The organism is Streptomyces sp. NPDC002669 (assembly GCF_042889165.1).
GTDB lineage: Bacteria > Actinomycetota > Actinomycetes > Streptomycetales > Streptomycetaceae > Streptomyces.
This window is the reverse complement of the sequence record NZ_JBIAQQ010000044.1, coordinates 23,941-43,639: the sequence shown is the minus strand read 5'-3', so window position 1 is coordinate 43,639 and position 19,699 is coordinate 23,941. Positions and strand designations below refer to the sequence as shown.

Below are 19,699 nucleotides of genomic sequence, written 5' to 3'. Positions count from 1 at the left end.
CCCGTCGCCGTCGCCGCGACACCGGGCCGCGGACCGGCCGGGGGACACGCGGCCGCCCGGCTGCGCACCCCCACCCCCCGGGGGCGGCGGGGGCTGCGCACCCCCGGCCCCCCGGTGTTCGTGCTTCACGACGAGTAACTCTTCCAGCGGGGGGGGCGCGCGGTGTCTGCGGCGGTCGGGCCGACCCGGTTGTTTGCCCGGGGCGGGGGCGCCCGCCCCCCCCCCGCCCCCCGGGGGGGGGGGGGCGCGGCCGGGGCCCCCCCCCCCCGCCACCCGGAACGGGGCCGGTCTCAGATGTCGAGCACGACGTCCGTGACCGGCACCGCCCGGCAGGTCAGCACCTGGTCGTCGGGCAGGTCCTCGGCCGGGGCCACCAGGTGGGCGACCTGTCCGTCCAGGACGGTGACGGCGCAGCTCTCGCACTGTCCCAGGCGGCAGCCGTTCGGCAGCTTCAGCCCTGCCTTCTCGCCGAGTTCGAGCAGGGTGCCGTCCGCCCGGGTCCAGGTCAGTTCGCGTTCCGAGCGTGCGAAGCGCACGGTCGCGGTGGCGTCCGCCGGGACCTCGACGTTCCGTGGGGCGACCTGGAACCTCTCGGCGAAGATGTCGAAGCCCGGGACTCCGCGCGCCTTCAGTCCGGCGGTGACGTCGTCGATCATCTCCTGGGGCCCGCACAGGTAGAAGCGGGCGCGGCGGCGGATCAGTTCCTCGTCGACCGCGTCGGCGGTGATCCGGCCGCGGACCGAGTAGTGCACTCCTTCCACGTCCTCGGCCGCCGGGCGGCTGTAGTGGTCGATCACCGTCAACTGCGGTATCGCCCCGGCCAGTTCCCTCAGCCGGTCCGCGAACGCGTGGGTCCTGTTGTTGCGGTTGCCGTAGTGCAGGACCACCTCGGGGACCGAACCGCCGGTGACCCCGAGCGTTTCGAGGTGGCCGAGGAAGGGGGTGATGCCGACGCCTGCCGCGATCAGCACCACCGGCTGGTCGTGGTCGACCGGGATGGCGAACAGGCCGGAAGGGGCGGTCACCCGTACCCGGGCCCCGGCGGTGAGGCCGCGGTGCACGAGCGGGGAGAACGCGCCGCCCTCGATCCGCCGGACGGCCAGCCGGTACGTCGCGAGGTCGTCGCCCCGGGCCGCGCCGGTCAGCGAGTACGCCCGGGTGATGTCGGGGGAACCGGCGTCGGCGACGGTGACGTGCTGGCCGGGGCGGAACTCCGGGAGCGGACCGCCGTCGGCCGGGCGGAGCAGCAACTCCCTTACGCCTTCGGTCACTTCCTCGGACGCCTCGACGACGAACTCGCGCGGGCCGGACCATGTTCCGGTCGGTGTCCGGCGGACGTCGCAGGCCGTCGAGCGCAGCGGTGCCGAGCCGCTGATCGGGTCGTGTGCGGTGTCGCCGACGAGCAGGTTGTAGTTCTGTCCGCCGTCGGCCAGCGGGTCCGATCCGGGCAGTGCCAGGTCGGGAGTGCTCTGCCACCACCCGTACTCGGCAACCACGGTCTCGGGGTGCAGGCCGGGGTCCACCCGGGCGCGCATCCGCACGGCGGCGTTGCGGGTCGTGATCTCCACCATGTCGCCGTCGGTGATGCCCCGGTCCGCGGCGACCCGTTCGCCGATCTCGACGAGGGGTTCGGGTGAGCGTTTGCGCAGTGACGCCAGTCCACGTTGCTGGCTGTGGCAGAAGTACCCGTTCTTGGCGCAGCTCAGTGTCAGTGGGAAGTCGGGGTCGGTGGACGGGCCGTCGACCTCGGGCACCGGGGAGTAGCCGTGGTCGAGCAGCCGTTGTGAGTACAGCTCCACCCGCCCGGTCGGGGTGGCGAATCCGGTGACCCGCCCGTCGGGCGTGGTCCCGGCGTACTTCCGGTACCGCATCGGCAACGGCACGTCCACGCCACCGGGGGCCGCGCGCAGGTCGTCCACGGTGAGGCCGAGGGGTTCGAGCTGGTGGTTCCAGGCCGCCTGGATGTCGCCGCCGAAGAACTCGTCCCCGAGACCGAGGCGGCAGGCGAGGTCGAAGGCGATGTCGAGGTCGGAGCGGGATTCGCCGAGCGGGTCGAGCATGCGGGGGCGCAGTTGCACGCGCTGCTGGGCCTGCTGCGAGATCTCGAAGCCCGCGCGCAGTCCTTCCCGCTCCCAGGGGGTGTTGGCGGGCAGGAGGATGTCGGCGAACCGGGCGGTGGGGTTCTCGAACAGGTCGATGTGCACGCCGAATTCGAGCCGGCGCAGGGCCTCGGCGGTGCGCACCGGGTCGGGCTGCGACAGCAACAGGTTGCCGCCGAAGGAGACCAGGGCCCGTACGCGGTACGGCTCCCCCTCGGTGATCGCCCTGCACAGGGCCCGCGCGGAGATCCAGCCGGACGCCGGGGGGCCGAGGGGGTGTTCGGCAAGTCCCAGTGTCTTCGCCGCCTGTTCGGGCACGGGCGGCAGGGACACCTTGGTGGTCGGTTGCTGCGGCAGGACGACGTTCCCGCCGGGGGCGTCGTGACAGCCGGTGAGCGCGTACAGGGTGGCGATGGCGCGTTCGGTCTGCGTCGCGTCCACGTGCTGGCCGACTCCGGTCCATGTTGCGTAGCTGACCGCGCGCGAGGTGGCCAGGTCGTCGGCGAACGCGATGAGCGTGTCGGGGTCCACCCCGGTCACCGAGGCCGTGCGTGCCAGCGGCCAGGCCGCCGCGGCGTCGAGGTAGTGCTGGAACGCGGGCCGGCAGGTGACCGTTCCGGAGCGGGTGCGGACCCGGTGGGTGCCGCGCAGGGCGAACCGCTGCGGGGCGGGGGCGGCCCGGGTGGTGTCGTAGGGCTCGGGCCGGCCGCCCTGCTCGTCCCACACCACGTGGCCGACGCCGTCGGGGGTCAGCTCGTCGGCCCTCAGGAAGCGGCCGTCGTCGTCGCGCACCAGCAGCGGCCCGTTGGTCCAGGCCCTCAGGAACTCCTGGTCGCCGCCGTGGCGACGCAGCACGAGGTCGGCCAGTCCGAGGGCGAGGGCGCCGTCGGTGCCCGGCCGCACCCGCAGCCAGTGGTCGGCCTGCATCGCGGCGGCCGTCCGGCGCGGGTCGACGACCGCGAGGCGGGCGCCCCGTGCGCGTGCCTCGGCCAGGGCCACCGACCGGGACAGCCAGGTCTTGGCGGGATTGTGCCCCCACATCACGGTCAGGTCGGTGTGCGGGAAGTCGGGTGCGGGCTGGGCGCTGCCGAAGGTGAAGGCGTGGGCGAAGTCCTTGTGCCAGTTGCAGATCTCGGTCGAGTAGGAGATGTTCGGACTGCCATAGAGGTGGACGAACCGCTCCACCCATTCGAGGGCGTCGCTCATCGGCGTGCCACTGGCCGAGGTCACCGAGAAGGCGACGGACTCCGGCCCCGTGGTGTCCCGGAATTCCGCGAGCCGGCTGCTGATCTCCGTCATCGCCTCCTCCCAGCCGATCTCCCGCCACTTGGGATCGGGGTCGGTTCGCGGTGTGGTGCGGCGCAGCGGACGGGTGAGACGGGCCGGGCTGTGCACGAGTTCGGGGGCCGCCCGCCCCTTGGGGCACAGCGCCGCGCCCGTGGGGTGGTCCGGGTCCGGGCGCACGCCGACCATGGCTCCCGATTCGATGGTGTAGATCGCGCCACAGCGTGACTTGCAGAGGGTGCAGTAGCCACGTGCCTCGGTCATCGTCCGCCGTCTCCCCTGGTCGTGGTCGGGCACCGGGATCCGGTGGGCCGGAGCGGTGCGGAGGATTCGGTTCGGCTCGTCCGGGGCCGGGCTCGGTCCCGGACGGCTCCCCCACACTCCTGGATACCCTGATGGGGTATCAAGGAGTACACCCCCTGGGGGTAATGCTGCAAGATTTTGATCACGACTCGACCGACAAGGAGCGGATGAAGGAGAATGTTTCAGCCAGCCTGGATACCACCCAGGGGTATGTAGACTGCATCGGGGAACATACCTCCCGTCCGTATACGCAGGGAGCTCGCCGCATGTCCGAAGCCATGGAACGAACGCAGGCACCGAAACTCCGCTCGGCCATTGCCGCCGCGGTCACGTCCCAGGCCGGGCGGGCCGTTCTCCACTGTCTCGCCGCCTGTGCACTGCAGGCCCTCCAGAACCGGGGGACGGCGTGCGGCTGCACCCGGCCGAAGTAGAGCGACGGAAGGCGCCCCGATGAGCACCGCCGCACGCGACGGACGCCGGTCCGGGCGAGGGGGACCGCCCCGATGAGTACCGGGAGGGGCACCGCCGTCGCGGACTCGATGCACACCTTCCCCAAGACCTCCCCTCCGTCGACGACGGTCGGGCAGGCGCGGGAGCTCTTCGGGAACGACAAGGTGCACGCCCTGCTGGTGGTCGACGACGGCGTGCTGATCGCGGTCGTCGAGCGGGCCGACCTGGCGGGGCGGGAGGACCACGAGGCGGTCGCCCCGGCGGGACGGCTCGGCGACCGGGTGGTCGCGCCGTCCGCCGGGCTGCGCGAGACCTGGGACGCGATGGTCGCCGCGGGGCGCCGGAGGGTGGCCGTCACCGCCGAGGGCGGCCGGCTGGTGGGCCTGCTCTGCCTGAAGAGCTCGGGGCTCGGCTTCTGCTCCGACGCCGGGGTACGGGCCCGGGCCGAGGAACGCGCGGCCGGGGCGCGAGGCCGATGACGTCCGCCGAGGGGCGACGCCCCCGGTTCCGCCCGAGCACCCCGAGCGCCCGAGCGCCCCGACCCCCTGAACCTTCGAGCTCCCGACCTTCCGAGCCCCCGAGCCCCCGAGCCCCCGAAGGGCATGTGCGCGCGAGTCGCGCAGGGGGCGTGGAGCGCACTCCCGGCAGAGGGCGCGCTTCCGAACCCACCCGATGCGCCTGTTACGGAAAGTGTTCGAGTCGTACCTTTGAGTGACAGTGGCGGCCATCCGGATTCCGGTCGGCCGCGCAACCGACACCCAGGGGTTCCACCATGCGCAAATGCGCTGTCCTTCTTGCCGTCTGCGCCCTGATCGGCACGCTCGGCGCGGCTGCCCCGCCCACCCGGGCCGGCGGCTTCGAGCGTTGCCCAGCGGCGCGCCTGTGCCTGTTCGCCAATGCCGACGGCACGGGGACGATGGCCCATTTCGCCTCGGGTTCGCCCGATCTCGCCCAGCAGGCCATCGACAACAACACCTCGGCCTACTGGAACCGGACCGGGGCCAACTGGGACGTCTTCGACCTGCCGAACTACCGGGAGCGCATCTACACGCTGTGGGGGGACGAGACCGAACCGATCCAGCTCAGCCACATGACCTGGGAAGACAGTTACTCCTCGCTGCGGCGGCAGTGAAACCCCCACCCGAGAAGGAGACAGCACCATGAACATCGCACGTTCCACCGCCGTCCGGGCCTCCGCGGCGGCGCTGGCCCTGCTGGGCGTCCTGTCCGCCTCGGTACCGGCGATCGCCGCGGATCCCCCGCAGGGCGACTTCACCGCCACCGGGGTCCGCATTCACAGCAGTTACAAGCTCGACTCACCGGTCCGGGGGCACGGCAATCCGGGCGACGGGTACACCTGGATGGGTGGCCAGAGCACGGGCGCCGACGAGGTGCGGTGCCCCGACGGCCAGGTCAAGGACCACTGGACGTACGTCCACAACAACAGAACGGGTGTGGAGGGCTACGTCTCGGACTGCTTCATCCGGGAGAACTGACCGCGCCCGCCCACGCGCAGGCGCCCGGCCGGGAGAGCCCGGCCGGGCGCCTGCGTGAACCGCTCGGGGCCGGTGGACCCGGCCGTGTTGCCACCACGGTCCCCGGACGCCGCCGGGGGCCCGGGCCCCTGCCCCGCGTACGGGGTCAGGTGATGGAGACCCCGCTGTCGATGCTGATGACCTGCCCCGTCATGCAGTCCTGGTCGAGGAACAGACCCGCACTGCGGGCCACCTCCTCCACCGTCACGAAGCGCGGCACGGGGGCCTTCTCCTCCATGCTCTCCTTCACCCGGTCGGGCAGGCTCTCCGTCATGCCCGTGATCATGAATCCCGGGGACAGGGCGTTGACGGTGACCCCGCGTCGGCCGCACTCGGCGGCCAGGGTGCGGGTGAAGCCGATCAGGCCCGCCTTCGACGCGGAGTACGCCGTCTGGCCCGCGGTCGCGATCAGACCGGACGGCGAGACCACGTTGACGACCCTTCCCCACCGCTGCCGCAGCATGTGCGGGACGGCCGCCCGGGCGGTGTGGAACGAACCGATCAGATTCGTCTGGATCACCTGGGCCCAGTCCGCCGGCGACTGCATCGCCATCAGCGCGTCCTTGCGGATCGCGCCGTTGTTGACGAGCACGTCCACGGGGCCGAGCCGCTCCCCGATCTCCCGGTACATCGCGGTGACGGCCTCGTACGAGCCGACGTCCCCGGTGACCACGATCGAGTCGTTCGTCAGCTTGTCCTGCACGGCCCGGGCCCGCTCCTCGGAGCTGTTGTAGTGGACCGCGACCCGGCAGCCGAGGGCGTCCAGCTCGATCGCCAGGGCCTGGCCGAGTCCGCCGGACGCGCCCGTGACCAGGGCGACCGGCCGCTGTGGCCGGGTTCCCACCGGTTTTGCGCTCAACTGTCTCCTCCGCCCCACTCCAGGAGGACCGATCCCCAGGTCATGCCCGCGCCGAAGCCGGCCAGCAGCACCAGGTCGCCGTCCTCGATCCGGCCCTCGTCCAGGGCTTCGGTCAGTGCGATGGGAATTGACGCGGACGCCGTGTTCCCGTACTTGTGCAGATTGGTGACCAGGGCCTCCGGCCGCAGACCGGTGTGGCCGAGGATGGAGTTGATGATCCTGATGTTGGCCTGGTGCGGGATGACGTGGTGCACGTCGGCCGCCTCGACCTTCGCCTCCTTCAGGGTCTCCCGCACCGTGCGCACCGTGTAACGCACGGCGTTGAGGTAGATCTCGTTGCCGTTGATCTGCGCGTAGTGCAGCCCCTGGCGGACGGTCTCCTCGGTGGTGGGCATCCGGCTGCCGCCCGCCAGCACCTTGAGGCTGCCGGTGCAACTGCCGTCCGCGCCCAGGTTCCAGGCCAGGACCCGGTCCCGGTCCGCCGGCTGGAGCACCACGGCGCCCGCGCCGTCGCCGACGAGGATCGACAGGTCCCGGTCGGCCGGGTTGGCGGTCAGGGTGTGGGTGTCGGAACCGATCAGCAGGATGGGCCGGGGGTCGATCTTGATCAGCGCCATGGCCTGGACCAGTCCGTACACGAACCCCGCGCACTCGGAGTTGACGTCGTGCGCGCTGCCGGCGATGCCGAGTTCGTGGTGGACGAACGCGGACGTGGCCGGGGAGGGCTGCTCGGGCGTGGCGGTGGCGACGATCAGATGTGCGATGTCGCCGCCGCTCAGCCCGGCCTTCTCCAGGGCTCGCCGGCCGGCCTCGACAGCCAGGGAGGCGGTCGTCTGGCCCGGTCCGACGGCCCGGCGCTCACGGATCCCGCACCGGCTGACGATCCAGTGCTCGTCGACGCCGAAGCGCTGCGCCAGCTCCGTGCTGGAGACGACGCGTTCGGGTACGGACATGCCCCACCCGGTGATGTCGAAGCCGTTCACGGGCGGCCCCGCTCAGGCCCGCGCCGGCACGAGCGCGAGGATGCGCTCGTGGACGACGCGCAGGGTGGTCGTGTCGTCGATGTCGGCGAACAGCGACTCGTCGGCGGGGATGTCCGGGTACCTGTTCTGGAACCCGTACAGCCACTCCATCAGGTCCAGCGAGTCCACGTCCGCGATGTGCTGGAGCGGGTGGTCCGGGTCGACCTTCTCTGCGCCGGAGACGGCTTCGAGCTGGCTCGCCAGTTCTTCAATGGTGGGCATGGACATGATGTGCGGTCCTCTCTCGCGGGGCTCGGTCGTTCGGAAGGAATCGAATCCCGGCCCACGCAACGCGTGCGCAACACGGGGCCCCGGGCGCCGTCTTGCACATCTGTTGCGAGCGACCCGGTTTTCTCGTCTGCAACACCCGTACGCCGGACAGGAGTTGACGAAGAATGACGACGGTCGCAGACAGGTCGGTCCCCGAGGTCGACGCAATCAGGCACCACTACGAGGTGAGCAACGACTTCTACCGCCTCCTGCTGGGCCCGACCATGATGTATTCCGGTGGGTACTGGGAGGAGGGAGAGGGCCTGACCGAGGCCCTCGACGAGGCCCAGGAGCGCAAGCTCGACACGTTCGTCGAACTCGCGGGAGCCGCCGGCGCCCGCCGGGTGCTGGACGTGGGCTGCGGCTGGGGCACCATGCTCAACCGGCTGACCACCGTGCACGGCGTGGAGCAGGCCGTCGGCCTCACCCTCAGCCGCACCCAGGAACAGTTCATCGCCGGCCTGGACAACCCCAGGATCACCACCCGGGTCGAGTCGTGGGAGGACCACGTCACCGACGACCCGTACGACGCGGCGTTCTGCATCAACGCGCTGGAGCACTTCGTCTCCTCCACGCTGCCGCCGCGCGAGCGCACCAAGAAGTACCGGGTGTTCTTCAACAAGGTGGGCGCGGCGCTGAAGCCGGGGGGCCGGTTCGTCCTGCACACCATGACCGCCGAGGCCCTGCCGATGAACCGGCAGCTGCTCGACGACCTGAAGTTCCTCCAGCGCTCCGAGTTCGAGAACTGCCACATCCCGCACCTGCACGAGCTGACGCAGGCCGCCGAGGGGCTCTTCGACGTCGTCGAGATCGTCAACGAGCGCGAGTCGTTCGCCGTCGCCTGCCGTGCCTGGCTGAAGCTGCTGGCCGCCCGCCGGGACGAGGCCGTCGCCCTGGAGGGCGAGGAGGTCGTGGCCCGCTTCGAGCGCTACCTGGACATCTTCGCCTACACGCTGGAAGACAAGTTCTTCAACAACTTCCGCGTCACCATCGCGCGACGCTGAGGAGGCCGACGTGACGAGCATTCTCGAACCCGCGCGCGACGACGGCGTCGCCGCACCCGCGGCGTCCCGGCCGGGCGGCGGCGGACCCACCCGGCACCTGCGGGTCGCCGTGATCGGCAGCGGCTTCTCCGGACTGGGCATGGCGATCCGCCTGCTGCGCGGCGGAACCGACGACTTCCTGGTCTTCGAACGGGCCGACGAGGTGGGCGGGACCTGGCGGGACAACACCTACCCGGGCGCCGCCTGCGACGTGATGTCCCACCTGTACTCCTTCTCGTTCGCGCAGAACCCGGGCTGGAAGTCCACCTTCGGCAAGCAGGAGGAGCTGCTCGCCTACCTGCGGGACGTGGCCGACCGGTTCGGGGTCCGCCCCCACATCCGGTTCAACCACGAACTGCTCTCCGCCCGCTGGGACGAACCGACCCGGCGCTGGTACATCGAGACCTCGCAGGGCGACTACACCGCCCAGGTGCTGGTCTCGGGCACCGGCTACCTCTCCGAGGCCGCGTACCCGGACATCCCCGGGCTCGGCGACTTCGAGGGCACGGTGTTCCACTCCTCGCGCTGGGACCACGGCCACGACCTGAAGGGCCGCAACGTCGCCGTCATCGGCACGGGCGCCTCCGCCATCCAGTTCGTACCGAAGATCCAGCCCGAGGTGGGGCGGCTCGACCTGTACCAGCGCACCCCGGCGTGGATCGGCCCGAAGAACGACAAGCCGACCAGTGCGCTGCAGTCGAAGCTGCTGCACAAGGTTCCCGGCTACCAGAACTTCCGGCGCAACTTCAACATGTGGGGCCGCGAGATCCTGGCCTTCGTCATGAAGCGGCCCAAGGTCGCCGGGAAGATGCAGAAGATGGCCAGCGACCACCTGGTCAAGTCCGTGCCGGACGAGGCGCTGCGCGCCCGGCTCACGCCCGACTACGTCATGGCGTGCAAGCGGCTGCTGTTCTCCAACACCTGGTACCCGGCGATCCAGCAGCCCAACGTGGACCTGGTCACCGACGCCATCACCGAGGTGCGCGCCAAGTCGGTCGTCACGGCCGACGGCACCGAACGCGTCGTCGACACGATCATCCTCGGCACCGGGTTCAAGGCCACCGACCGCCCGGTCGCCGGACGCATCACGGGCCGCGACGGCCGGCTGCTGCGCGACGTGTGGCGCGAGCACGGCATGGCGGCGCACCGCGGCACGACGGTCGCCGGTTTCCCCAACCTGTTCCTGCTCCTGGGCCCCAACACCACCCTCGGGCACTCGTCCCAGGTCGTGATGATCGAGGCGCAGATCGGTTACGTCCTGGACGCCCTGAAGCACATGGAGCGGCGCGGCCTGGCCAGTGTCGAGGTCCGCGAGGAGGCCCAGCGGGCCTGGAACGAGGAGGTGCAGGGGCGCCTCGACGGGACCGTGTGGAACGCCGGGAACTGCCGGAGCTGGTACCTCGACGAGCACGGGCGCAACCCGTCGATCTGGCCCACGTACACCTGGCGGTTCCGCCGCCGCACCCGCCGCTTCGACCTGGCCGAGTACCGGCTCGCCACCTCCGTCGGGGCCGGCAGACCCACCCTTGACCACGCATAGCCGAAGGAGAGGAACGCAGATGAACACCACGCTCTCGCGGCGCAAGGTGCTGGGCGGCATCACGGCCGCGGTCGTCGGATGGAGCGCCGCGAGCCAGTCGTGGGCCACCGCGGCCGAGGTGTCCGGCGGCGCGTCCGTCGCGCCGGTGCCCACCCTCGACGGCACACTGACCACCTCGGCCGCCGACCTGGAGCGCTTCCGCCAGGACTTCGGCCGGCTGAAGGGCTCGGCCCCCTGGGCGGTGCTGCGCCCCGGCTCCGACCGGGACGTCGCCAGAATGGTCTGCTACGCCCGGACGAACGGCCTGAAGATCGCCGTGAACGGGCAGGGCGGCACCGGGACCGACCAGGAGTCGCACTCGGTCTACGGCCAGGCGTCCGTGCCCGCCGGCGGCATCTCCATAGACGCCCGCTCCAGGTCGAAGATCATCAGCATCGACTCGACCAGCGCGGTGGTGGAGGCGGGCGTCACCTGGGGCCAACTGACGGACGCCGCGCTGAAGTCGGGGCTGACGCCGCCCGCGCTGCCCGACTACATGCACCTGTCGATCGGCGGGACGCTGTCCATCGGCGGCATCGGCGGCACCGTGCAGAAGTACGGCCTGCTGTGCGACACGGTCCAGTCGCTGGACGTCGTGACCGGCAACGGCGACCTGCTCACCGTCTCCCCGTCGTCCTGCGCCGACCTGTTCGACTCGGTGCTGTCGGGCGGCGGCCAGACCGCGATCATCCTGCGCGCCAGGGTGCGGCTGGTACCGGCCCCCGAACGGTCGGTGGTCTTCAGCCTCTTCTACGACGACCTGGCGACCTATCTCGCGGACAGCGAGAAGGTGATGGCGGAGAACCGCTTCCACGTCCAGGCCGGCGAGACGCTGCGCAGGTCCGACGACTCGGGCTGGCGCTACAAGATGGAGGTCGCCGCCAACTACTCGGGCACTGCCGTCCCCGACCGGGCGAAGCTGCTGTCGGGACTGCGCGACAGCCGCGCCGAGGCGGTGATCGAGGACGTCGGCTACCGGGACTACATGTTCCGGCTCGACGGCTACGAGGCGTACCTCAAGGAGAGCGGCCACTGGTACCAGCCCAAGCCCTGGCTGAGCCTGTTCCTGCCCGCCTCGAAGACCAGGGCGTTCATGGAGATCGTCGAGAAGGAGCTGACCGCGGACAGCCTCGGCGGCGGGTTCCTGCTCTTCTACCCGTACTACACGCGCAAGGTGACCCGGCCGCTCGCGGTGCAGCCGGGCGAGCCGGTCGGCTACCTCTTCGACCTGTTGCGGTTCCCCAACCCGGGTGAGACCGGCATCCGGGCGATGCTGGACCAGAACCGCCGGCTGTACGACAAGGCCGTGGCGATGGGCGGCAAGCGGTACCTGGTCGGTGCGGTGCCGGGGATGACGACGGCCGACTGGAAGGCGCACTTCGGGGCCCGCTGGGACGGTTTCTGCCGGGCGAAGCGACGCTACGACCCGTCGGGCGTCCTCACCCCGGGTCAGGGATTCTTCGGCGGAGGGACGGGCTGATGACGAGTTACGACCTGATCGACGAGGCGGTCGTCGACGCGCCCCGGGAGGCCGTCTGGGACGCGCTGCTCGCCGAGTTCCGCGGCGGGGAGCGCTGGTGGGTGCCGGCCAACACCTTCGCGGTCTCGTCCGGCGAGCCGGACGTGGTGGGCGGCGAGGTCGCGGTCACGGTGCACACCAAGGGCGTCGACAAGGGCGGTCCCAAACTGCGGTTCACCGCGCGCACGACGGCGGTGGAGCCGGGGCGGCGGCTGTCGGTCGAGTACGTCGACGGGGCCTTCCGGGGTGTGAGCGACTTCGTTCTCGACCCGGTGGACGACGGCGCCCGGACCCGGATCGGGATGCACTTCCGGGGCCGTCCGCACGGCTGGCTGCGGATGCTCGCCAGGGTCGCCGACATCGGCGCGGAGCACTCGCGGGCGACGAGCGCCGCGTTCGTGTCGCTGAACCGGGTGCTGGCGAAGGAGCGGGCGTGACCGCGGTCGCGACCGCACCGGTCGCGGAGACGGCGGCGTACACGAGTGACGGGGGCCTGCTCGCGCTCACCGTCCTGGCCCCCCTCGGCACCCCGTCGGGCACCACCGTGGTCCTGGCCCACGGCTGGGCGGCGTCCCGGCGGGTGTGGGGCACGGTGGCGGACCGGCTGATCCGGGAGGGCCACCGGGTCGTGCTGTACGACCAGCGCGGGCACGGCGCCTCGGTGCCGGGCCGCGAGCCGTTCGGCATCGCCCGTCTCGGCGAGGACCTGGACACCGTCATCGACCGGGTGGACGCCTCCGACGCGGTGGTCGTGGGCCATTCCGGCGGCGGCTTCGCGGCCCTGTCGTACGTCTCCTCGGGGGCGCGTGCACTGAAGGGCCTGGTGCTGCTGGGCACGGCGGCGCACGGCCAGGACACCCCGGACGGCGAGGTGCGGATGATGGGCAGCGCGCTGTTCTCCAGGGCGCTGTCCCGGCCGGCGCTGGGCCGCAGGCTGCTGGGGCAGACCATGGGCAAGCGGGCCGACCCGCGGGCCATGGAGGTCAACCGGCAGATGTTCGCGGCCACTTCGCCCCGGGTGCGGGCGGACGCGTTCCGCTCCTCGCGCGGCATGGATCTGCGCGAGGCGCTCGGGAACGTCCGGATCCCGGCGGTCGTGCTGGCGGGCGAGGGCGACCGGGTGATCGCCCCGGCGCTGGGCCGCGCGGTGGCGGACGCCCTGCCGGGGGCCCGGTTCGAGGAGCTGGGTTCCGTGGGGCACATGCTGCCCCTGGAGGCTCCGGACGCGGTCGTGCGGGCGGTGCGGGAACTGGTGTGAACGGCTCCCGCACCGCGGGCGCCGGGTCGTGAGGACGTCCCACGACCCGGCGCCCGCACGTGCGTTGCCCGTCCGGGGAGGGCGTCGCGGCGCACTGGATACCCTCCCGGTATGAAGATCACTCTGGGGAGTCTCGCCGCCGGGGCGGGTTTCGGGGCCGTCACCTCGCTCGTCAACGCGCTCTCGTCGCCGTACACGGAGATCGGGGCGCCGCTCAGGGGCACGCCCGGGGGAAAGACCGCCAAGGTGCTCAGTCTGCTGCTGGACGCGGGCTGGGCCTGGGCCGCGCTGGCGGTGGCGGCGGGCCTGCTGGCCGGAACCCTGCTCCGGGGCGCGCTGGCCGGGACGCTGTCGCTGATCGCCGCCACGGCGGCGTACTACCTGACGGACGCCTACGTCGCGGACGCCGAGTCCGCCATGACCTATTGGACGGCGGCGGCGCTGCTGTTCGGGCCGGTCCTCGGCGCGGTGGGAGCGGCCGTCCGGCGGCCCGGACCGGTCGGCCTGTGCGCGGCGCTGACGGTTCCGCTGGGCGCCGCCGCGCAGATGGTCGTGATGCCGCCCCGGCCGCACCTCACCCTGACCCCGTCGATCGTGCTGGCCGAGGCCGTGGTCTGGACGGGGGCCGTGCTGGGCGTCGTGCTGGCCGTCCGCCGCTTCCGGGCCGAGCGGCGGACGGTGTCGCCCGTGTGATGTCAGCCGCCCAGCACGACCGTCCGTGAGGGGACCGTCGAGGGCTGCACGTCCCGCGAGGCGCCGTTCGTGCGGTACTCCTGCGGGCTCATCCCCCGTACCCGTTTGAAGGCCGCGCTCAGCGCGAACGCGCTGCTGTAGCCGACCTGACGGGCCACCGTGGCCACGGTGGCGTCGGGTTCGCGCAGCAGGTCGGCGGCCAGGGCGAGCCGCCAGCCGGCCAGGTACGTCATCGGCGGCTCCCCCACGACCTCGCTGAAGCGGCGGGCCAGGCCCGCCCGGGAGACGCCGACCTTGCGGGCCAGCGACTCCACCGTCCAGGCGCGGGCCGGGTTCTCGTGCAGGAGCCGCAGGGCGGGGCCCACGACCGGGTCGGACTGGGCGCGGTACCAGGCGGGCGCCCCGGCGTCCGGTTCGGCGAGCCAGGTGCGCAGCACGTTGACGAAGAGCAGGTCGAGCAGGCGGTCCAGGACCAGTTCCTGGCCCGGCGCGTCGCGGCCGATCTCCTCGGCCAGCAGGGGCACGAGCGGGGTGTCGTCGAGGGCGGCGGGGCGGACCAGGAGGGCGGGCAGGGCGTTGAGCAGGCGGCGGCCGATCTCGCTGGGCGCCTGGTAGGTGCCGCTGAGCATGACCGCCGAGCCCTGGCCGATCGGATCGCCCCAGGTGCGGACCCCCAGGGCCATGGTGTCGGTGACGTCCTCGCCGTCGGTGGTGCTGCACCGCTGTTCGGGGCCGACGGTGACCTGGACGGGAGTATCCGGGGCGTCGGCGATGGTGTACGGGTCGGGGCCGCGCAGCACCGCGACGTCGCCGGGGCCGATGCGGGCCGGGACGCCTCGGTCGGGAATCACCCAGGCGTCGCCGTGGACCATGGTGACCAGGGAGATCGGGGCACGGTCCTCGACGCGCAGCGACCAGGGCGGGTTGAAGACGGACTTGAGCAGGAAGGCGCCGCGCGCCTTGGGCCCCTCCAGGAGGCCGGTGAGCACGTCCATGGGGTGATCCGTCCGTTCCGGGAGGATGGCGCCCGCCCTCCGGACGGGGGATGGCCGGAGGGCGGGCGCGGCTCGGGGGCCTGTCGGGGCCGGGATCAGGGCCGGGACGAGGCCAGGGCGCGGCCCAGACAGACCAGGGCCGCCGTGCAGGCGAGTGTACGGGCCGCGTTGGACCGCACCCAGGTGGAGGCGAACGCCCTTCGCAGTTCGGCGAGTTCACCGGCGGTGCGGCCGGATGCGGCGAGGCGCCGGTTGAGGGGGATGTTGACCGTGGCCGTCAGCGCGAGCGCGGTGGTGTAGAAGCCGAGCGCCGCCCAGGTCCACCGGGCCGCGGTGCGCCGGCCGATGCGCCGGAGCTGTCCGCCGGCGACGGCCGTGGCGAGGAAGGCGCCGATGAAGACGAGGCCGAACAGGCCGTTCTCGATGGCCTCGTTGATGTGGTTCATCGCGGTGAGGTACGTCCGGTCGTCGCCCCGGTCCAGTCCCGGCATCACGGAGACGTCGAAGGCGAAGTACAGCCCCGCGCTGAGCCCCATGGCGATGGTGGCGGCGGTGAGCGCGGGCTGGGCTGCCGTGGACATGGCGGGGTTCCTTCCGTCGGTTCCGTGGGTCGGCGGGACGATCAGTTCCGTCGGCCGGGGGTGGTGATCGCGGCGAGTCCGCGCTCGTAGCGGCGCCTGAGCACCGTACGGCCCAAAAGGCGCACCGGTGGCGGCATCGTCGCCGCGACCAGGGACACGGACCGTGGTTCCGCGCCGTCGAACATCCACGGCGGGAGGTACGTGAGGACGCCCCGCGGCGCGGTGCGCACCAGGCGCTGTTCCAGTGCCAGGTAGTCCCGGGCGTCGAGGCGGGCGAAGAGCGGGAAGACGACCTTCTCCTCGGCCGCGAGGTGTCGGTGCAGGACCTCGTCGAACCGGGTGGCCGCCGGGGTCACCGCCGCCGGGTCGGCGCCCGGCCGCAGGGCGGCGCCCACCCCGTCCATCGCCGCGTCCAGTTCGGCGTGGTCCCCGTCCAGTGCCCGGGCGACGTCCTCGGCACCGGGCAGCCGGCGCAGCAGTTCGGGCCAGAGCAGTTCGTCCTCGCTGTGGTGGTGCCAGTCGATGACGTCGCGCAGCCGTCGCCACCATTCGGCGACGGCGGGGTCCGGTCCGGCGGCGGCGAGCCGGGGCGCGGCGGCCGTCAGCCGTCGCGCGTCGCGGCGCATCGCCACGTGCATGAGCGCGAAGCCGTGGAAGTGTCCGGGCAGGGTGTCCAGACGCTCGCTGGACATGGTGCCGCTCATGGTCGCCTCCTGGGCCTCTCGTGCGGATCGGGCCGTGCTCGTGGTGCGGGCGGTGCGTGGTACGGGGTCCGGTGCCGCGGCCGGGAGTCCGCCGGGTGTCCGACGGGCTCCGGGGCCGTGGCACCGGGGTTCCCGGACCGGTTCTCAGGCGTTCCAGACGCCGGTGGCGGCGGCGTCCCTCGCGAAGTCGGAGAAGTCCCGCGGCTTGCGGCCGAGGGCCTCCTCCACGCCGTGGACGACGCTGGCGTTGCGTCCGTCGAGGATCAGGCCGAACAGGTCGGCGAACTCGACCGGCAGCCCGTTCTCCCTCAGGACCGCCCGGTAGTCGTCGAGTTCGACCGGGATGTAGGTGATCTCCCGGCCGGTGGCCTTCGACAGTTCGGCGGCCACGTCGTGGAAGCTGAGCAGCCGGGGGCCGGACAGTTCGTAGGTCCGGCCGATGTGCTTGTCGTCGGTGAGGGCGGCGGTGACGACGTCGGCGATGTCGTCGGCGTCGACGAACGGCTCCACGGCGTCGGCGGTGGGCAGCGCGAGCTCGCCGGAGAGGACGGGCTCCAGGAAGAAGCTCTCGTTGAAGTTCTGGTTGAACCAGTTGGCCCGTACGACGGTCCAGTCGGCGCCGGACTCCTTGAGCTTGTCCTCGCTGATGACCGCGCCCTCCTCCCCGCGTCCGGAGAGCAGCACCAGGCGGCGCGCGCCCTTCTTCACGGCGAGTTCGGAGAAGGCGCCGACGGCCTCGGCGGCGCCCGGGAAGGCGAGGTCGGGGTAGTAGGTGACGTAGACGGCCCCGACGCCGTCCAGCGCCGCCTCCCAGGTGCCGGGGTTCTCCCAGTCGAAGGGCGGTTCGCCGTTGCGCGAACCCACCCGCACCGGCAGCCCCCGTCCGGTGAGCCGCTCCGCGACCCGGCGTCCGGTCTTTCCGGTGCCGCCGATCACCAGGGTCGTCTTCGTCTCGGTCGTCTGTCCGTTCCGCGTGTTCGTCATGCCGATCAGTCAACTCCAGTCCGATGAGACGGGCCATAGCCACAACGCTCAACTCCATACGCGGGCGTCCAGCTCTTCGGCCCTGCGGAGGAACGGCGTGTCCGAGGCGCCCCACCGTAGGCGGCGGCGGGCGCGGCGGCCACCGGTCCGGACCCGTTCTCGACCGTTCCCCCACCGCCGTTGTGGTCGCGGCCGTCCGACCGGGGGGCGGGCGGGGCGGGCTCCGGCGGATCCCGGTCCGTTGTGGAGCGAGACTTGAGCGTTCTTCCAGGGGCTCCGTCGAATCTCGAACCATCCACTGCCGGGCCCAAGGAGAAACGAGATGACAGCGACCGACACAGCGCTCCGGCACGAACTCTCCGACTGGTGCGGTTCCGGAGGGGCGGAGGAATTTCCGTACGACGGCGTCATCGACCGTCTGCGTGCCGTGGGAAAGCACTTCCTCGACGAGGAGCTCCTGTCGCTCCTGGCCGAATGCCGCACCCTGCTCCTCGAAGCGGACGCGGGCGACGCCGGAGGCGTCCCGGCAGACACGGGTGGCGTCGCGGGCGTCCGGGACGCCCATGCCGGGCCCTTCCTCGACGTTCTCCTGGACAAGTTCGACGACCGCTACGACTACCCCAGCTACACGGCCCTGGCACTGCTGCGCCGGGGCGCGCCGGGCGACCGGGCGGGCTGGGAGGTGCTGCGCCGGCACCGCGACCGCACGGTGCTCCTGCTGCTCGCCGACCTGATCGGCTTCGAGCGCCTCGTCCTGGACGGCACCCCGTGCGATCCGCAGGGGATGCTCCCGGACGCCCTGCTCCTGAACAAGCGGCTGCGGCTCGCGGTCCGGGTCATGGAGCCGGCCGCGCTGCGGGCGCTGGACGGGGCCGTCGACCCCGTCGCCGTCGCCGCGACACCGGGCCGCTCACCGGCCGGTGAACTCGCGGACGCCGTGCTGCGCACCGCCACCGCCGGGGAGCGGCTGCTGCTGCGCACCAGCGTCCAGCCGGTGTACGTGCTGCACGACGAGTACCTCTTCCTGCGGGTGCTCCAGTCGTTCGAGGCCACGTTCGCCTTCATGTCGGCGACGCTGGACGAGGCGGTGCGCACGCTGCGCGCCGAACAGCCGGGCGACGCCGCCGCGTTGATCGCCGCGGTCGCCGACGTACTGCGCGAGTCGCTGCCGCTGTTCTCGTTGCTCGCCACCATGCAGCCCGAGTCGTTCCGGCTGTTCCGGCAGTTCACGGAGGGTGCGAGCGCCATCCAGTCCGAGGGTTACAAGACCTTCGAGTCGTACTGCTCCACCCCGGCTCGAGCGAGGCTGGACTCGTCCGCGTTCCTCTCTGTTCCAGACGTACGCGACGAGGTGCTGGCCGGCCGGGAGACCGTGCAGGGCACCTGGGAGGACGTGATCTCCAGTGGCTGGCTCACCGAGCCCGACGCCGCGGCGGTACGGGCCGCGGCCCTGCAACTGGAGGCGGTGCACCAGCGATGGAAGCAGACCCACTACCGGCTGGCCGTGCGGATGATCGGCACCCGGACCGGCACCGGTGCCACGGAGGGCGTGCCCTACCTGGCGTCGGTGATCTCCCAACGGCTTTTCCCCGCCATGGAGAAGCAGCCGGCCGTCGGCTGACCACGATCTGCGAACCGGAGGACACCGAAGCCCATGAGCAAGAGAGCCACCACCGGACGACCGGGCACCGCGCGCCGCGCCCTGAACCCGGATGCCGCGGACCCGCAGCTCGTCTACGAGTACGACCGGGGCAGCAACTACGAGGAGGACACCCGGCTCACCACCGCGCTGTCCGCGCTGCTTCCCGAGAACCAGCTCGTCCACCCCGACCAGCGGCTGTTCCAGTCCGTGCACCTGATCACGGAGTACGCGTGGGCCGCGATGCACTTCGAGATGGGCCGTGCGGTGGCCCTGCTGGACGACGACGACCCACTGCTGGCCACGCAGGTGCTGGAGCGCGCCGCCTCGCTGGGCCGGATACCGGTGCAGGCGCTGAACACCCTGGTGGAGTACCTGCCGCAGACCGGTCTGCTCACCATGCGCGACACCTTCCCCGAGAACACCACGGGGCTGGACTCCCCCGGTGCCCGCAACCTGCGCCGCGCGGCGCAGCCGTTGTGGCGGGCCTTCACCCGGGCGCTGGAGCGTGCCGGGCTCACCATCGAGGAGCTGATCACGGCGCAGGGCCGGCTCGTCCGGCCCGCCGGGCACGAGCGGGCCGCGGTCGATCTCGCGCTGGTGCGGCAGGGCCTGATGCGGCTGGACGGGGCGATCGGGGACTGGAAGCAGCTCCATCTGCGCATGGTGTGGGGGCAGTTGGGCGGCCATCCCGAGGCCGAGCCGCACTCGGTGGGCGGCCGGACCTGTCCCGCCATGCCCACGAGCCTGCGCGGGGAGTCCACCGTCAGCCTCGTCCGGATGTCCGAGCGCACGCTCTTCCCGCAGCTGTGGGATGCCGTGGACGCCACCTACCGACGATTCGTCCCCGCCGTTCCCGCTGAAGCGGCGTCCTGATCCCGA

Annotated in this window: 19 protein-coding genes; 11 read left to right on the top strand and 8 right to left on the bottom strand. The window is 72.0% G+C overall.

Annotated elements, in window-relative coordinates:
* Positions 1–290 precede the first annotated feature (290 nt).
* A complete protein-coding gene (locus ACFYW1_RS36910) occupies positions 291–3,647 on the bottom strand; it encodes a molybdopterin-dependent oxidoreductase (protein ID WP_389003783.1) in 3,357 nt (1,118 codons plus the stop codon).
* Positions 3,648–4,189: 542 nt separating this feature from the next.
* Between ACFYW1_RS36910 and ACFYW1_RS36905 the strand changes: the two genes are divergently transcribed.
* The 3 genes from ACFYW1_RS36905 (at position 4,190) to ACFYW1_RS36895 (ending at position 5,632) form a co-directional block, all read left to right on the top strand.
* A complete protein-coding gene (locus ACFYW1_RS36905; protein ID WP_389003780.1) occupies positions 4,190–4,615 on the top strand; it encodes a CBS domain-containing protein in 426 nt (141 codons plus the stop codon).
* 293 nt (positions 4,616–4,908) lie between these two features.
* Entirely contained in the window at positions 4,909–5,268 is a 360-nt protein-coding gene (locus ACFYW1_RS36900; RefSeq protein WP_389003777.1) for a peptidase inhibitor family I36 protein, read from the top strand.
* A 28-nt stretch (positions 5,269–5,296) separates the two neighbouring features.
* Positions 5,297–5,632, top strand: coding sequence for a hypothetical protein (locus tag ACFYW1_RS36895; RefSeq protein WP_389003774.1), 336 nt, complete (start codon positions 5,297–5,299; stop codon positions 5,630–5,632).
* Between the two features lie 145 nt (positions 5,633–5,777).
* Here ACFYW1_RS36895 and ACFYW1_RS36890 read toward each other — a convergent pair whose 3' ends face one another.
* Genes ACFYW1_RS36890 through ACFYW1_RS36880 form a run of 3 tightly spaced genes read right to left on the bottom strand, consistent with a single transcriptional unit; the run spans position 5,778 to position 7,774 of the window.
* Complete coding sequence (locus ACFYW1_RS36890) at positions 5,778–6,530, bottom strand: SDR family NAD(P)-dependent oxidoreductase (RefSeq protein ID WP_389003771.1); 753 nt, start codon at positions 6,528–6,530, stop codon at positions 5,778–5,780.
* On the bottom strand, positions 6,527–7,513 hold the full coding sequence (locus ACFYW1_RS36885; RefSeq protein ID WP_389003768.1) for a 3-oxoacyl-ACP synthase III family protein: 987 nt from the start codon (positions 7,511–7,513) through the stop codon (positions 6,527–6,529). Before ACFYW1_RS36885 ends, ACFYW1_RS36890 begins: the two co-directional genes overlap by 4 nt.
* A gap of 12 nt (positions 7,514–7,525) precedes the next feature.
* Entirely contained in the window at positions 7,526–7,774 is a 249-nt protein-coding gene (locus tag ACFYW1_RS36880; protein ID WP_389003765.1) for a hypothetical protein, read from the bottom strand.
* Between the two features lie 173 nt (positions 7,775–7,947).
* Between ACFYW1_RS36880 and ACFYW1_RS36875 the strand changes: the two genes are divergently transcribed.
* The 6 genes from ACFYW1_RS36875 to ACFYW1_RS36850 all read left to right on the top strand — a co-directional run bounded on the left by ACFYW1_RS36875 (position 7,948) and on the right by ACFYW1_RS36850 (position 13,914).
* Positions 7,948–8,826, top strand: coding sequence for a class I SAM-dependent methyltransferase (locus ACFYW1_RS36875; protein WP_376448551.1), 879 nt, complete (start codon positions 7,948–7,950; stop codon positions 8,824–8,826).
* A 10-nt stretch (positions 8,827–8,836) separates the two neighbouring features.
* Positions 8,837–10,405, top strand: coding sequence for a flavin-containing monooxygenase (locus tag ACFYW1_RS36870; RefSeq protein WP_389003761.1), 1,569 nt, complete (start codon positions 8,837–8,839; stop codon positions 10,403–10,405).
* A gap of 19 nt (positions 10,406–10,424) precedes the next feature.
* Positions 10,425–11,924, top strand: a complete 1,500-nt coding sequence (locus tag ACFYW1_RS36865; RefSeq protein WP_389003758.1) for an FAD-binding protein — start codon at positions 10,425–10,427, stop codon at positions 11,922–11,924.
* Positions 11,924–12,400 carry an SRPBCC family protein gene (locus tag ACFYW1_RS36860; RefSeq protein ID WP_187438811.1) on the top strand — a complete coding sequence of 159 codons (477 nt, stop codon included), beginning with the start codon at positions 11,924–11,926 and terminating at the stop codon, positions 12,398–12,400. Before ACFYW1_RS36865 ends, ACFYW1_RS36860 begins: the two co-directional genes overlap by 1 nt.
* On the top strand, positions 12,397–13,221 hold the full coding sequence (locus ACFYW1_RS36855) for an alpha/beta fold hydrolase (protein WP_389003754.1): 825 nt from the start codon (positions 12,397–12,399) through the stop codon (positions 13,219–13,221). Before ACFYW1_RS36860 ends, ACFYW1_RS36855 begins: the two co-directional genes overlap by 4 nt.
* Positions 13,222–13,332: 111 nt before the next feature.
* Entirely contained in the window at positions 13,333–13,914 is a 582-nt protein-coding gene (locus ACFYW1_RS36850) for a hypothetical protein (protein WP_389003751.1), read from the top strand.
* Between the two features lie 2 nt (positions 13,915–13,916).
* On the opposite strand, the gene ACFYW1_RS36845 is transcribed toward ACFYW1_RS36850, so the two are convergent.
* The 4 genes from ACFYW1_RS36845 to ACFYW1_RS36830 form a co-directional block, all read right to left on the bottom strand.
* Positions 13,917–14,909 (bottom strand): AraC family transcriptional regulator, encoded by a 993-nt coding sequence (locus tag ACFYW1_RS36845; RefSeq protein ID WP_389003748.1) that lies wholly within the window; start codon positions 14,907–14,909, stop codon positions 13,917–13,919.
* Positions 14,910–15,004: 95 nt separating this feature from the next.
* A complete protein-coding gene (locus ACFYW1_RS36840; protein ID WP_389003745.1) occupies positions 15,005–15,490 on the bottom strand; it encodes a DUF1772 domain-containing protein in 486 nt (161 codons plus the stop codon).
* Positions 15,491–15,531: 41 nt separating this feature from the next.
* On the bottom strand, positions 15,532–16,194 hold the full coding sequence (locus ACFYW1_RS36835) for a hemerythrin domain-containing protein (protein WP_389003742.1): 663 nt from the start codon (positions 16,192–16,194) through the stop codon (positions 15,532–15,534).
* Between the two features lie 144 nt (positions 16,195–16,338).
* Entirely contained in the window at positions 16,339–17,178 is an 840-nt protein-coding gene (locus tag ACFYW1_RS36830; RefSeq protein WP_389003739.1) for an NmrA family NAD(P)-binding protein, read from the bottom strand.
* Positions 17,179–17,500: 322 nt separating this feature from the next.
* On the opposite strand from ACFYW1_RS36830, the gene ACFYW1_RS36825 reads away from it, so the two are divergent.
* Positions 17,501–18,799: a tryptophan 2,3-dioxygenase gene (locus ACFYW1_RS36825; RefSeq protein ID WP_389003736.1), complete on the top strand. Its 1,299-nt coding sequence runs from the start codon at positions 17,501–17,503 to the stop codon at positions 18,797–18,799.
* 33 nt (positions 18,800–18,832) lie between these two features.
* Positions 18,833–19,693: a hypothetical protein gene (locus ACFYW1_RS36820; protein WP_389003733.1), complete on the top strand. Its 861-nt coding sequence runs from the start codon at positions 18,833–18,835 to the stop codon at positions 19,691–19,693.
* Positions 19,694–19,699 lie beyond the last annotated feature (6 nt).

What these genes read in the sequence shown, in the direction of transcription:
- ACFYW1_RS36910 (WP_389003783.1), bottom strand. Translation starts at nt 3,647, where the DNA reads ATGACCGAGGCACGTGGCTACTGCACCCTCTGCAAGTCACGCTGTGGC.
- ACFYW1_RS36905 (WP_389003780.1), top strand. Translation starts at nt 4,190, where the DNA reads ATGAGTACCGGGAGGGGCACCGCCGTCGCGGACTCGATGCACACCTTC.
- ACFYW1_RS36900 (WP_389003777.1), top strand. Translation starts at nt 4,909, where the DNA reads ATGCGCAAATGCGCTGTCCTTCTTGCCGTCTGCGCCCTGATCGGCACG.
- ACFYW1_RS36895 (WP_389003774.1), top strand. Translation starts at nt 5,297, where the DNA reads ATGAACATCGCACGTTCCACCGCCGTCCGGGCCTCCGCGGCGGCGCTG.
- ACFYW1_RS36880 (WP_389003765.1), bottom strand. Translation starts at nt 7,774, where the DNA reads ATGCCCACCATTGAAGAACTGGCGAGCCAGCTCGAAGCCGTCTCCGGC.
- ACFYW1_RS36875 (WP_376448551.1), top strand. Translation starts at nt 7,948, where the DNA reads ATGACGACGGTCGCAGACAGGTCGGTCCCCGAGGTCGACGCAATCAGG.
- ACFYW1_RS36865 (WP_389003758.1), top strand. Translation starts at nt 10,425, where the DNA reads ATGAACACCACGCTCTCGCGGCGCAAGGTGCTGGGCGGCATCACGGCC.
- ACFYW1_RS36860 (WP_187438811.1), top strand. Translation starts at nt 11,924, where the DNA reads ATGACGAGTTACGACCTGATCGACGAGGCGGTCGTCGACGCGCCCCGG.
- ACFYW1_RS36850 (WP_389003751.1), top strand. Translation starts at nt 13,333, where the DNA reads ATGAAGATCACTCTGGGGAGTCTCGCCGCCGGGGCGGGTTTCGGGGCC.
- ACFYW1_RS36845 (WP_389003748.1), bottom strand. Translation starts at nt 14,909, where the DNA reads ATGGACGTGCTCACCGGCCTCCTGGAGGGGCCCAAGGCGCGCGGCGCC.
- ACFYW1_RS36840 (WP_389003745.1), bottom strand. Translation starts at nt 15,490, where the DNA reads ATGTCCACGGCAGCCCAGCCCGCGCTCACCGCCGCCACCATCGCCATG.
- ACFYW1_RS36835 (WP_389003742.1), bottom strand. Translation starts at nt 16,194, where the DNA reads ATGAGCGGCACCATGTCCAGCGAGCGTCTGGACACCCTGCCCGGACAC.
- ACFYW1_RS36830 (WP_389003739.1), bottom strand. Translation starts at nt 17,178, where the DNA reads ATGACGAACACGCGGAACGGACAGACGACCGAGACGAAGACGACCCTG.
- ACFYW1_RS36825 (WP_389003736.1), top strand. Translation starts at nt 17,501, where the DNA reads ATGACAGCGACCGACACAGCGCTCCGGCACGAACTCTCCGACTGGTGC.
- ACFYW1_RS36820 (WP_389003733.1), top strand. Translation starts at nt 18,833, where the DNA reads ATGAGCAAGAGAGCCACCACCGGACGACCGGGCACCGCGCGCCGCGCC.